Origin of the sequence: Pelomonas caseinilytica, assembly GCF_021353235.1 — a bacterium.
GTDB classification, from domain to species: Bacteria; Pseudomonadota; Gammaproteobacteria; order Burkholderiales; family Burkholderiaceae_C; genus Pelomonas; species Pelomonas caseinilytica.
In genome coordinates, this window is record NZ_JAJTWT010000002.1 from 200,801 (window position 1) to 212,337 (window position 11,537).

Below are 11,537 nucleotides of genomic sequence, written 5' to 3' on the forward strand. Positions count from 1 at the left end.
TACCCATGGCCTCTTCGCCCCGATCGCCGATCAACAAAGCCATCTTCCCGGTCGCGGGCCTCGGCACGCGCTTCCTGCCGGCCACCAAGGCCCAGCCCAAGGAGATGCTGCCCGTGGTCGACAAGCCGCTGATCCAGTACGCGGTGGAGGAAGCCTACGAAGCCGGGGTGCGCGAGATGATCTTCGTCACCGGGCGCCACAAGCGGCCCATCGAAGACCATTTCGACATGACCTTCGAACTCGAGGTGGCGCTGGAGAACGCCGGCAAGCAGGAGCTGCTGGACGTGGTGCGCAGCGTCAAGCCCGACGACATGGAGTGCATCTACGTGCGCCAGCCGCAGGCCCTGGGCCTGGGCCACGCCGTGCTGTGCGGCCAGCGCCTCGTCGGCAACGAGCCCTTCGCCGTGCTGCTGGCCGACGACCTGATGGTCGGCCCCCAGCCCGGCCGCGGCATCCTCAGGCAGATGGTGGAGCAGTTCGCCGACTGGCGTGCCTCCATCCTCGCCGTGCAGGAGGTGCCGCCCGAGCACACGCGCCGCTACGGCATCGTGGCCGGCACCCACGTCAATGACAACCTCATGGACGTCAACCGCATCGTCGAGAAGCCCGCCTCCGAGGACGCCCCATCGCGCCTGGGCGTGGCCGGCCGCTACATCCTGACGGCGGGCGTCTTCCACGAGATCGCCAACCAGCCGCGCGGCGTGGGTGGCGAGATCCAGCTGACCGACGGCATCGCGGGCCTGCTGCGCCGGGAGAAGGTGTTCGCCTACCGCTACGAAGGCAAGCGCTACGACTGCGGCAGCAAGGAAGGCTTTCTGCAGGCCAACGTCGAGCTGGCCCTGGCCCATCCGCAACTCGGCCCCGGCTTCAGGGAATTCCTGCAGGGCCTCGATCTCTGACGCGCCGGTTCAGCGGCGCCGCAGGACGTGGATGAACTCCGCGCCGGCGGTCTCCTGCTGCACCAGCTCGTTGCCCGTCTGGCGGGCGAAGGCCTGGAAGTCCCGCATGGAGCCGGGGTCGGTGGCCACGACGCGCAGCAGCTCGCCGCTTTGCATCTCGGCCAGGGCCTTCTTGGCCTTGAGGATGGGCAGGGGGCAGTTCAGCCCACGGGTGTCGATCTCGCGTTGGACGTCCATTCGCTCATTCTCGCTTGAGGTCGAGCCACTCGGGCTCGATGCCTTTGGACCGCAGCCAGGTCGCCAGCGCCTGCCCGGTGCCCTGCGGCCAGCAGCGCACGTCCTCGGGCGCCAGCAGCTTGTATTCGACCAGCTCGGGCGACAGCCGGATCTCGCCGCGCGCCGCCGCGTGGTAGGCGATGATGACCTGATTCATGCGCTGGAAATCCCAGACGCCGAGCAGGTTCAGCTGCTCGACCTCGAGCGCCGTCTCCTCGGCAATCTCGCGGCGGATGCCCTCCTCGGGCGTCTCGCCGGCCTCCATGAAGCCGGTGATGAGGCCGAAGAAGCGCCCGGACCAGGCGGCATTGCGGGCAAGCAGCACCTGGCCGCCGCGGTCCACGCATTCGACGACGGCGGCCAGCACCGGCGTCGGGTTGTTCCAGTGCGTGAAGTCGCAGGCCGGGCAGCGCAGCCTCTGCCTGTCGCCGCCGTCTTCCGCCGCGACGATCAGCGCCAGCGGCGTGGCACAGGCGGGGCAGAAGCGGTAGTCCGTCATGCCGGGAAGACGCCCGTCGAGAGGTAGCGGTCACCGCGGTCGCAGACGATGAAGGCGATGGTGGCGTTCTCCACCTGCCGGGCGATCTGCAGCGCCACCCAGCAGGCACCCGCGGCTGAGATGCCGGCGAACAGACCCTCCTCGCGGGCCAGGCGCCGGGCCATGTCCTCGGCATCGCTCTGGCTCACGAGGACGAGTTCGTCGATGCCGCTGGGATCGTAGATCTTGGGCATATAGGCCTCGGGCCACTTGCGGATGCCGGGGATGCGCGACCCCTCGGCCGGCTGGGCGCCGACGATGCGCACGGCCGGGTTCTTCTCCTTCAGGAAGCGCGACACGCCGGTGATGGTGCCCGTCGTGCCCATGGCGCTGACGAAATGGGTGATGCGCCCGCCCGTGTCCTTCCACAGCTCTGGACCGGTGGTCTCGTAGTGGATGCGCGGGTTGTCGGGGTTGGCGAACTGGTCGAGCACGCGGCCCTTGCCCTCGGCAACCATCTGCTCGGCGAGGTCGCGGGCGTATTCCATGCCGCCGGTCTTGGGCGTCAGGATCAGTTCCGCACCGAAGGCCTTCATCGTCTGCGCGCGTTCGATGGACAGGTCCTCCGGCATGATCAGCAGCATGCGGTAGCCGCGGATGGCGGCGGCCATGGCCAGGGCGATGCCCGTATTGCCCGAGGTCGCCTCGATCAGCGTGTCGCCGGGCTTGATCTCGCCGCGCTCCTCGGCGCGCTTGATCATGCTGATGGCGGGGCGGTCCTTGACGGAGCCCGCCGGGTTGTTGCCTTCGAGCTTGGCCAGGACGACATTGCCGCGCGCATCCGCGCCGGGCAGGCGCTGCAGGCGAACGAGAGGCGTGGCGCCGATGACGTCTTCGAGGGTCGGGTAGTTCATGCCGGTGATTGTGCAGCCGGGCGCAAAGCCCGAGGCTTGGCGAGTGCATAATCCAGCCCCTCGCCGCAATGGCGAGGTCAGCTGTTTCCGACGGGCCTCGGTGGCGAAATCGGTAGACGCAGGGGACTCAAAATCCCCCGCCGCAAGGTGTGCCGGTTCGAGTCCGGCCCGAGGCACCAGAGAAGCAGCAGACCCCTGGCATACTCGCCCGACAAGCATCGGCCCTCCCGGTGCAGGCGCCCTCCCCGCGCGCACTCCGCCAGTTCATGCCTCCGTTGCCCCCGGTCACCAAAGCCTTCCTGCTGGCCTGCGTCGGCGTCTTCTGCCTGTTCGAACTGCTGCCGGGCTACGGCGCCTGGTTCGAGCTGTGGCCGCTGACCTCGGGCATCTTCATGCCCTGGCAGCTCCTGACCTACGCCTTCCTGCACGGCAGCTTCACCCACCTGCTGTTCAACATGCTGGGCCTGTGGATGTTCGGCGGCGAACTGGAGCGCGTCTGGGGCCCGAAGCGCTACACCCAGATCCTCGTGGCCAGCACGCTGAGCGCGGCCATCGTGCAGTTGCTCTTCACGTGGGCCATCGGCGCCCGCTCGCCGACGGTGGGCGCCTCGGGCGCTATCTTCGGGCTGCTGCTGTCCTTCGGCATGCTGTTTCCCAACCGCATCATCGTGCCGCTGATCCCGCCCATCCCGATGAAGGCCAAGGTCTTCGTCGCCGTGTTCGGCGGGCTGGAGTTGATCCTCGGCTTCAACGGCGCGAGCGGCATCGCCCATTTCGCCCACCTGGGCGGCATGCTGGGCGCCTGGCTGCTCATTCGCCACTGGCGCTCACCACGCCGGCGCGGTTAGAGCCCTTCGCGCGGCGTCGGGTAACGCAGCCTGAGGCGCAGCTCGCGCTTGAGCCGCTGGTTGGACAGCCGCCGTGACTCGCTCCAGAAGCTGAGCTGCATGGGGCTCATGCGCTCGGCGGCCTCGGCGCGCGAGATGCGTTCGGGCCGCGGCAGGCCGGCGAGGTCGGCGGCGAGGTCGAAGTAGTCGCCCACCAGCAGCTCGCTGTCGTCGCAGACGTTCACCGCGCGCCGGGGCCGGCCGCGCAGCAGCGCCAGCACGCAGGCGCGGGCGAGGTCGTCGGCGTGGATGTGGTTGGTGAAGACATCGTCCTCGCGCCGCAGCACCGGCGTGCCGCGGGCCAGGCGCTCGCGCGGGTGGCCGCCCTCGCGGTCGCGGGCGTAGATGCCGGGGATGCGCAGCAGGCTCACGCGCGTGCCGTGACGGCGGCCGAAGACGCGCAGGCAGGCCTCGGCGTCGACACGGCGGCGGGCGCGGTCGGTCGCGGGGCGAAGCGCGCGGGTCTCGTCGATGAACGCGCCGGCGCAGTCGCCATAGACGCCGGTCGTGCTCGCGTAGACCAGCGCCGTGGGCGGCCTGCGCGCCAGTGCGGCGAGCAGGTGGCGGGTGCGCGCGTCCCGCTCGCCGTCGCGCGGCGGCGGGGCCAGGTGCAGCACGAGATCGGCCAGGCCAGCCAGCCGGGCCAAAGTCGCGGGCTCGTCCAGGTTGCCGAGGAGCGGCACGGCGCCGGCCGCGCGCAACGCCGCGACTCGGCCGGGGTTCGATGTCAGCGCCAGCACGCGCCAGCGGCCGGCGAGCAGTTTGACGACGCGCAAACCTACGTCGCCGCAGCCGATGATGAGCAGTCGGGTCTTCATGGCCTCGGGCAAAATGGCGGGCAGTCTACGGCCCCGGACTCCCCAGCGGGGCCGCTGCTTTTTGAAGCCCCATGTCCCACCAGATCACCATCCAGCCCGCCGGCCGTGTCTACCAGACCGAAGGCGACGACACCCTGCTGGCCGCGGCCATCCGCAATGGCGTCGGCCTGCCCTACGGCTGCAAGGACGGCGCCTGCGGCTCCTGCAAGAGCAAGCTGCTCGAAGGCGCCGTCGTGCACGGCAACCACCAGCCCAAGGCCCTGTCGGCCGAGGAGGAGGCCGCCGGCTTCATCCTCACCTGCTGCGCCCGCCCGCAGACGGACTGCGTCGTGGAGGCGCGCACCGTGCCGGGCGCCGGCGAGTTCCCGGTGCTCAAGCTGCCCACCCGCGTGTCGGCCATCCTCAAGCCCGCGCCCGACGTGGCCGTGCTGACCCTGCAGCTGGCGGCCAACCAGAACTTCCAGTACCGCGCCGGCCAGTACGTCGAGTTCATCCTGCGCGACGGCTCGCGCCGCAGCTATTCCATGGCCAACGCGCCGCACACCCTGCCGGGGCAGATCGAGCTGCACATCCGCCACATGCCCGGCGGCAAGTTCACCGACCACGTCTTCGGCGCGCTCAAGGAGAAGGACATCCTGCGCATGGAGGGGCCCTTCGGCAGCTTCTTCCTGCGCGAGGACGCGACCAAGCCCATCGTGCTGCTGGCCAGCGGCACGGGCTTTGCGCCCATCAAGGCCATCATCGAGCGTGCGCAGCACATCGGCTCGAGCCGGCCGATGGTGTTGTACTGGGGCGCCCGCAAGCAGGGCGACCTCTACCTGAACGACTGGGCGGCGCGCGTCGCCGCCGAGTGGCCGCTGCTGACCTACGTGCCGGTGCTGTCCGAGCCCGACGAAGGCTGGGCGGGCCGCACCGGCTTCGTCCACCGCGCCGTGATGCAGGACCTGCCGGACCTCAGCGGCCACCAGGTCTATGCCTGCGGCGCGCCCATCATGGTGGAGTCGGCGCAGAAGGACTTCGTCGAGCAGTGCAAGCTGCCCGCCGAGGAGTTCTACGCCGACGCCTTCACGTCCGAAGCCGACAAGCACGCGCCCGCCTGAGCCCATGTTCGAGCCTCCCTGGACCGACCCGGCCGACGTCGTCGGCGCCCTGCAGCGGCATGGCGAGGCGGTACTCGCCCCCTCATCGCTGGGCGTCCTCGGCGTCAGCGCCGCCGAGTTGGAGACGCTACGCCCCTGCTGGGACGACCTGCCGCCCGACGGCTACCTGCGCGACGGCGGGCGCTACCGCTTCCGCCGCCACGGATGCTTCGTCGCCGAGGGCGGCCGGCTGACGCCCAGTCCGCACCGCGCCCACTGGCAGCCGCTGGACTACAACGCCTTGCATGGCGGCATCCAGCGCTGGTACGTGCCGCTGGAGCAGCGCATGGTGGATGCACCCGTCTGGACGGCGCTGCTGCTCGGCCTGGCACGGGTCACCTCCGCCTTCAAGGGCGAGCAGGCCTGGTTCATCGAGGCGCATCCCTTCCGCATCGACACCAGCGACGGCATCGGCCGGCCCACGCCGGAAGGCGCCCACCGGGACGGCGTGGACCTCGTCGCCGTGCTGATGGTGGGCCGCCACCAGATCAAGGGCGGCGAGTCCCGCGTGTTCGAGGCCCACGGCCCGGCTGGCCAACGCTTCACCATGACCCAGCCCTGGACCGCGCTGCTGCTGGACGACGCCCGCGTCATCCACGAGACCACGCCCATCCTGCCGCTCGTGGCCGGAGAGCGCGGCTGGCGCGACACCCTCGTCATCACGCTGCGCAGCGGCGGCTTCCAAGGCCCCTGAACGTCGAGGCCCCTCGTCCGGTCTCGCGCCGCTGAACGCGCGCGCGACCCCAGCCGGTCCCCCGCGGGGACGAGGCTGCATACGGCATCGAGCCGCACGCAACCCCAGGCGGGCCGGCTTGGGGCGGCCCGGCACTCGGCCCGCGCGCCCCTGATTGCGCCAGGGTCGCTTTGTAGAATCCCGGACGGCCGCGCCAAAAGCGCGGCCGTTCCTTCATCACTGCCGCGCTTACCCAGCGCCCGACGCATGACCCCGACCTCCCTCTTCGGCCTGCCCGAGCAAGCCGCCCACGAGCGAGTGCTGCTCGCCACCGACCCGGCCACCGGCCTCAAGGCCATCCTCGCCGTCCACAGCACCGCCCGGGGCCCCGCCTTCGGCGGCTGCCGGCTCTGGCACTACGACTCCGAACTCGCCGCCCTCAACGACGCCCTGCGCCTGTCCCAGGGCATGAGCCTGAAAAACGCGCTGGCCGACCTGCCCTTCGGCGGCGGCAAGGCCGTCATCCTCAAGCCCGACGGCCCCTTCGACCGGCCCGCCCTCTTCGCCGCCTTTGCGCGCGCGGTGCAGTCGCTCAACGGCGCCTACATCACCGCCGAGGACGTCGGCACGACCACGGCCGACATGCGCGGCATGCAGGCCGTGACGCCCTATGTGAGCGGCATCCCGCGCGAGGGCGCCTTCGGTGGCGACCCCAGTCCCAAGACCGCCTGGGGCGTGTTCGTCTCCATCCAGGCCGGCGCCCGCCTCGTGTTGGGCCGGTCGTCGCTGGACGGCGTGCGCGTGGCGCTGCAGGGCCTGGGCGCCGTCGGCTGGCACCTCGCCGAATTCCTGCACCAGGCCGGCGCCCGCCTCGTGGTGGCCGACGTGGATGCCGCCAAGGTGGAGCGCGCCGTCGCGCAGTTCGGTGCGGTGGCCGTGCACGTGGGTGAGATCCTGGCGGCGGACGTCGACGTGCTGGCGCCCTGCGCCCTCGGCGCCTCGCTCAACGAGCAGACGGTGCCGGCCATCCGCGCCCGGCTCATCGCCGGCGCGGCCAATAACCAGCTCGCCACGCCCGCCGACGGCGACGCCCTGCAGCGCCGCGGCATCTGCTACCTGCCGGACTACCTGGTGAATGCCGGCGGCATCATCAGCGTGGCGCGCGAGTACCGCGGCGAAGGCGAGGAGAGCCAGGTCATGGCCGAGGTCAGCCGCATCGCCGAGCGCGTGGAGGAACTGCTGCAGCGCGTGCAGAAGGCCGACTCCACGCCCGCCCGCGTCGCCGACGACTGGGCACGCTCCAAGCTCGTGCACCTGGGCTGAACCAGGGCCGCCGCCGCGCGCGGCGGCATCCGGTTTGCCGGCAGCCGGCAGCGAGCCGGGCGCAGCTTAGAGAGGCCTCCCCAATCCAGGGTTTCCCTTGAGGGCTTTGTCCTCCGCGTGACATCGACGTTACGCACAATCGCCGCGGTTTCGCACGATTACCGGAGACAAACCCCATGTTCAGGACTCCCCGCTCCGCGGGCGCGTTGCGCCCGCTGCTGGCCGCCATCGCCCTGCTGCCCCTCGCCCTCGCGGCCACGACGGCCCATGCGGCCGGCTACCGCTTCGGCACCCAGAGCGCCGCGGCCGAAGGCACGGCCAACGCCAACGGCGCCGAGGCCGGCGATGCCAGCACGCTGTTCGCCAACCCGGCCGGCATCACCCGGCTCAAGGGCTGGAACTTCTCCGGCGTACTCGACTACGTGGACCCCAAGACCCGCTTCACCGACGAGGGCTCCTACATCTCCCTGCCCGGCTCGGGGCTGCAGCCGCGCCAGATCGGCACCGTGGGCGACTCGTCCAGCTTCGCCAAGGGCCAGGCGGTGCCGCATGCCTACCTGAGCTATCAAGGTGACAACGGCCTGGCCTACGGCATGGGCGTCTTCGTGCCCTGGGGCACCAAGCTCGACTACCGCCCCGACTGGGGTGGCCGCTACAACCTGCAGCAAGTCAAGCTGCAGTCGCTGTCCATCAACCCCAACGTCGCCTGGAAGACCTCGCCCGAGCTCTCGCTGGCTGCCGGCCTGAACGTGCAGTACATGTCCGGCAAGCTGCGCCGCGCCGTGCCCTACGGCTCGGTCTACGCGGCAGGCCTGCTGGCCGCCGCCCACCAGGCGGCGACCGCCGGCGCGCCGGGCCTGGCCCTGCAGCTGCAGCAGCAGGCCGCGCAGGTCTTCGGCGACCCAGCCTACGACGGCTCCATCGCCGTCGACGGCAAGGACTGGGGCCTGGGCTTCAACCTGGCCCTGCTCTGGGAACCCACGGCCGACACCCGCGTGGGCGTCAGCTACCGCAGCAGCGTGAGCCACCGCCTGCGCGGCAGCGGCGACTGGACCCAGCCGGCCAACCTGCCGGCCACCGTGCTGGCCGCCATCACCGCGGCGCCCTACAACGGCGTCTCGGCGCTGGACCACAACGACTCCGACGCCAGCCTGTCGGTGCGCACGCCCGAGTCGCTGTCCATCCACGGCTTCCACCAGCTCACGCCCACCATCGCCGTGATGGGCGACTTCACCTTCACCCGCGACTCGCGGCTGAAGCAGCTGCGCATCGACTTCTCCAACTCGACGCCCGACTCCATCACGGCCGAGCACTGGAAGGACAGCACCAAGGTGTCCGTCGGCGCGCAATGGAAGGCCCTGCCCTCCGTGCTGCTGCGCGCCGGCTTCAGCAAGGACATGTCGCCCGTGCCCTCGGCCACGCGCAGCCCGGCCCTGCCCGACGCCCACCGCACCTGGTACGCCCTCGGCGCCAACTGGGCCTTCATGGACAACGCCAGCGTGGACTTCTCGTTCGGACACGTGAAGCTCAAGGACGCCGCCATGGACGCCACCGACGACGGCGAAGGCGAGACGCCCTGCAACTGCTCCTACGCGACCGCACGCGGCAACTACGCCACCAAGGCCACCATCTTCGGTGTCCAGTTCAACTACAAGTTCTGAGGAGGCGACACACCATGGACCGCCGCAGTTTTCTCCGCCGCAGCGCCGCCCAGGCAGGCGCCCTGATCACCGCCTCCACCGCCCTGTCCAGCCTCGTCGGCTGCGGCGGCGGTGGCGACGCGGGCACGCCCATCCAGCCGCTGCCCGACACCTTCCCCGGCAGCAGCACGCCGCTGCCGACCACCGCGCCAGCCAGCGGCGCCTTCAAGTTCCCGCAGTCGGTCGCCTCGGGCGACCCCAAGCCTGACGGCGCGGTGCTGTGGGCCCGCGTGGTGCCCACCAGCGCCGACGACGTCGCCAGCGCCACCGGCGCCGGCAGCTTCAGCGTCACGCTGAAGATCACCAACGCCGACAACAGCGCCAACCTCGGCACCACCACCGCCTTGAGCGGCACGGCCGACGCCACGGCCGAGGTGCCGGTCTACGAGTTCTACGACCACACCCTGCGCCACCGCATCAGCGGCCTCAAGCCCGCGACGCTCTACTACTACCAATTCACCGCGGGCAGCGGCGTCTCGCGCATCGGCCGATTCAAGACGGCGCCCGCGGCCGACGCCGACATCTCCGGGCTGAACTTCGCCTTCATTTCCTGCCAGGACTGGAGCGTCAACCACTGGGCCGGCATGGACGCCCTCGCGCAGGAGGACATCGACTTCGTCGTCCACCTCGGCGACTACATCTACGAGGCCGTCGGCGCCGACTATCAGGCCGGTGGCGTGGAGAGCGCCCACGCGGCACTCGCCCTGCCCAACGGCACCGCCCTGCCCTCGGGCGGCAAGTACGCGACCACCATCTCCGACTACCGCTACCTCTACAAGCGCTACCGCACCGACCGCCGCCTGCAGGCCCTGCACGAGCGCTTCGCCTTCGTCGCCATCTGGGACGACCACGAGTTCAGCGACGACTGCTGGCAGGACCGCGAGACCTACGACAACGGTACCTTCAACGCCACGACCCAGGTCGGCGACAACACCGCCCAGACCTCGCGCCGCCTGGCCGCCAACCAGGCCTGGTTCGAGGCGATGCCGGCCGATATCAGCTTCACGCTCGACCCCGGTCAGGGCATCACCGGCATCCGCATCTACCGCGACCTGAAGTTCGGCAAGCTGATGCACCTCGTCATGACCGACGAGCGCCTCTATCGCGCCGACCACCTCATCCCCGAGGCCGCGCCCAGCCCGCTGACGGGCCAGCCCGTGGGCTCTATCGGCGCGCGCTACATGGTGCCGCAGCCGACGTTGTCGGCCGTGGAGACCGCCAAGCTCACGGCCGGCGCCACCCTGCCCGACCCGCTGGCCCTGGTCAGCATCCTCGGCGGCGCGCAGCGCCAGTGGTGGGTGCAGACCATGACCACCTCCACCGCGCTGTGGAAGGTCTGGGGCAACGAGGTGTCGCTGCTGCGCATGGGCATCGACGGCAACAAGATCCCGGCCGCACCGGCCGCCTTCAAGTCCAAGTTCATCCTCAACGCCGACCAGTGGGACGGCTTCAACGCCGAACGCAAGTACCTGATGGGCCAACTGCTGGCCAAGGGCGTGAAGAACGTGGTCGCCGTCACGGGCGACATCCACGCCTTCTACGCCGGCGTCGTCATGGCCGACTACGACGCGGCCACGCCGGTGCCTGCGATGGTGGACCTGGTCACCGCAGGCGTCTCCAGCAACTCCAACTTCAGCTACTTCTACGGCGCGGCCACGCAGCCCGCCTTCGCGGCGCTCAAGCCCCTGGTGGCGACGAGCGAGTTCGAGGCAGAGGCCATCGCCATCCAGATGCTGAGCGCGGCCATCGCCCTCGGCGCGGGCGTGACGGACCTGAGCAACACCGCCGCCGTGCAGGCGGCAGTGCAGGCCGCCATCGCCGCCCACGTCATCACGCTCGCGGCGGTCACGCCGACGACGACGCTGTCCAGGGCCGTCATCAACACCTTCGACGAGACCCAGGCCGGCACCATGGGCACCATCGTCGCCAGCACCATCGCCGGCCTGGCCGGCGCCGGCAAGTCGGTGGCCGCGATGACGCTCTACGGGCTGATCCAGCAGAAGCTGGCGACGGCGTTGAACATCCCGCCGTCGTCGGTGCCGGCGTCGGAAATCGTCAAGCGGCTCAACCCCTTCGCCGACGCCACCACGGCCGTGGCGCCGCCGGTCAACAACCCGTGGATCAAGCACGTGGACAGCGATGCGCAGGGCTATGCCGTCGTGACGCTGAGCAAGACCGAGCTGCTGTGCGACTTCAAGAAGGTCGCCCGCCAGGTCGGTGGCGTCGCGCCGGCAACGCCGGTGGCCAGCGTCAAGCGCGTGAGGGTGGCGGCCGGCGTGACCGACGTGACCCTGGTCTGACCCCGCGCCCAGCGCCTTCCCCCGCCAAGCCCGGCCGATGCCGGGCTTTTTTGCGCGCGGCCGGCTCGAAACCACCCTGGTAAGTCTTCCAGGTCGGGCCTGCCAGTCGTGACGCAGGTCTCGAATTGCC

At 70.5% G+C, this 11,537-nt stretch carries 11 protein-coding genes and 1 tRNA gene; 8 read left to right on the forward strand and 4 right to left on the reverse strand.

The window, feature by feature from the left end; genetic code table 11:
- The first annotated feature begins 5 nt into the window (after positions 1-5).
- Positions 6-899 carry a UTP--glucose-1-phosphate uridylyltransferase GalU gene (gene galU, locus LXT12_RS04765; RefSeq protein WP_233390001.1) on the forward strand — a complete coding sequence of 298 codons (894 nt, stop codon included), beginning with the start codon at positions 6-8 and terminating at the stop codon, positions 897-899.
- 9 nt (positions 900-908) lie between these two features.
- Here galU and LXT12_RS04770 read toward each other — a convergent pair whose 3' ends face one another.
- The 3 genes from LXT12_RS04770 to cysM are packed head-to-tail and all read right to left on the reverse strand — an operon-like array spanning position 909 to position 2,567.
- Positions 909-1,136: a sulfurtransferase TusA family protein gene (locus LXT12_RS04770; protein ID WP_233390003.1), complete on the reverse strand. Its 228-nt coding sequence runs from the start codon at positions 1,134-1,136 to the stop codon at positions 909-911.
- A 4-nt stretch (positions 1,137-1,140) separates the two neighbouring features.
- Entirely contained in the window at positions 1,141-1,674 is a 534-nt protein-coding gene (locus LXT12_RS04775; RefSeq protein ID WP_233390004.1) for an NUDIX hydrolase, read from the reverse strand.
- Complete coding sequence (gene cysM, locus LXT12_RS04780) at positions 1,671-2,567, reverse strand: cysteine synthase CysM (protein ID WP_233390006.1); 897 nt, start codon at positions 2,565-2,567, stop codon at positions 1,671-1,673. The genes LXT12_RS04775 and cysM overlap by 4 nt, the downstream gene beginning before the upstream one ends.
- Positions 2,568-2,661: 94 nt before the next feature.
- On the opposite strand from cysM, the gene LXT12_RS04785 reads away from it, so the two are divergent.
- Together LXT12_RS04785 and LXT12_RS04790 are read left to right on the forward strand one after the other, a co-directional pair.
- Positions 2,662-2,746: transfer RNA gene (locus LXT12_RS04785), tRNA-Leu, on the forward strand.
- A gap of 87 nt (positions 2,747-2,833) precedes the next feature.
- The gene (locus tag LXT12_RS04790) at positions 2,834-3,415 is read left to right on the forward strand and encodes a rhomboid family intramembrane serine protease (protein WP_233390008.1); all 582 of its coding nucleotides are present in this window, start codon (positions 2,834-2,836) and stop codon (positions 3,413-3,415) included.
- Here the strand turns inward: LXT12_RS04790 and LXT12_RS04795 are convergent.
- Positions 3,412-4,272, reverse strand: a complete 861-nt coding sequence (locus LXT12_RS04795; protein ID WP_233390010.1) for an NAD-dependent epimerase/dehydratase family protein — start codon at positions 4,270-4,272, stop codon at positions 3,412-3,414. The genes LXT12_RS04790 and LXT12_RS04795 overlap by 4 nt on opposite strands.
- 71 nt (positions 4,273-4,343) lie before the next feature.
- On the opposite strand from LXT12_RS04795, the gene LXT12_RS04800 reads away from it, so the two are divergent.
- The 5 genes from LXT12_RS04800 to LXT12_RS04820 all read left to right on the forward strand — a co-directional run bounded on the left by LXT12_RS04800 (position 4,344) and on the right by LXT12_RS04820 (position 11,407).
- Positions 4,344-5,372: a CDP-6-deoxy-delta-3,4-glucoseen reductase gene (locus LXT12_RS04800; protein WP_233390012.1), complete on the forward strand. Its 1,029-nt coding sequence runs from the start codon at positions 4,344-4,346 to the stop codon at positions 5,370-5,372.
- A gap of 4 nt (positions 5,373-5,376) precedes the next feature.
- On the forward strand, positions 5,377-6,105 hold the full coding sequence (locus LXT12_RS04805) for a 2OG-Fe dioxygenase family protein (protein ID WP_233390014.1): 729 nt from the start codon (positions 5,377-5,379) through the stop codon (positions 6,103-6,105).
- A gap of 246 nt (positions 6,106-6,351) precedes the next feature.
- Positions 6,352-7,407, forward strand: a complete 1,056-nt coding sequence (locus tag LXT12_RS04810; protein WP_233390016.1) for a Leu/Phe/Val dehydrogenase — start codon at positions 6,352-6,354, stop codon at positions 7,405-7,407.
- Positions 7,408-7,583: 176 nt separating this feature from the next.
- A complete protein-coding gene (locus tag LXT12_RS04815; RefSeq protein ID WP_233390018.1) occupies positions 7,584-9,068 on the forward strand; it encodes an OmpP1/FadL family transporter in 1,485 nt (494 codons plus the stop codon).
- 14 nt (positions 9,069-9,082) lie between these two features.
- Entirely contained in the window at positions 9,083-11,407 is a 2,325-nt protein-coding gene (locus LXT12_RS04820) for an alkaline phosphatase D family protein (protein WP_233390020.1), read from the forward strand.
- The last annotated feature ends 130 nt before the right edge of the window (positions 11,408-11,537 follow it).

Coding starts and splice junctions, on each gene's coding strand:
- LXT12_RS04770 (WP_233390003.1), bottom strand. CDS start 1,136: ATGGACGTCCAACGCGAGATCGACACCCGTGGGCTGAACTGCCCCCTG.
- LXT12_RS04800 (WP_233390012.1), top strand. CDS start 4,344: ATGTCCCACCAGATCACCATCCAGCCCGCCGGCCGTGTCTACCAGACC.
- LXT12_RS04805 (WP_233390014.1), top strand. CDS start 5,377: ATGTTCGAGCCTCCCTGGACCGACCCGGCCGACGTCGTCGGCGCCCTG.
- LXT12_RS04795 (WP_233390010.1), bottom strand. CDS start 4,272: ATGAAGACCCGACTGCTCATCATCGGCTGCGGCGACGTAGGTTTGCGC.
- LXT12_RS04775 (WP_233390004.1), bottom strand. CDS start 1,674: ATGACGGACTACCGCTTCTGCCCCGCCTGTGCCACGCCGCTGGCGCTG.
- galU (WP_233390001.1), top strand. CDS start 6: ATGGCCTCTTCGCCCCGATCGCCGATCAACAAAGCCATCTTCCCGGTC.
- cysM (WP_233390006.1), bottom strand. CDS start 2,567: ATGAACTACCCGACCCTCGAAGACGTCATCGGCGCCACGCCTCTCGTT.
- LXT12_RS04820 (WP_233390020.1), top strand. CDS start 9,083: ATGGACCGCCGCAGTTTTCTCCGCCGCAGCGCCGCCCAGGCAGGCGCC.
- LXT12_RS04790 (WP_233390008.1), top strand. CDS start 2,834: ATGCCTCCGTTGCCCCCGGTCACCAAAGCCTTCCTGCTGGCCTGCGTC.
- LXT12_RS04810 (WP_233390016.1), top strand. CDS start 6,352: ATGACCCCGACCTCCCTCTTCGGCCTGCCCGAGCAAGCCGCCCACGAG.
- LXT12_RS04815 (WP_233390018.1), top strand. CDS start 7,584: ATGTTCAGGACTCCCCGCTCCGCGGGCGCGTTGCGCCCGCTGCTGGCC.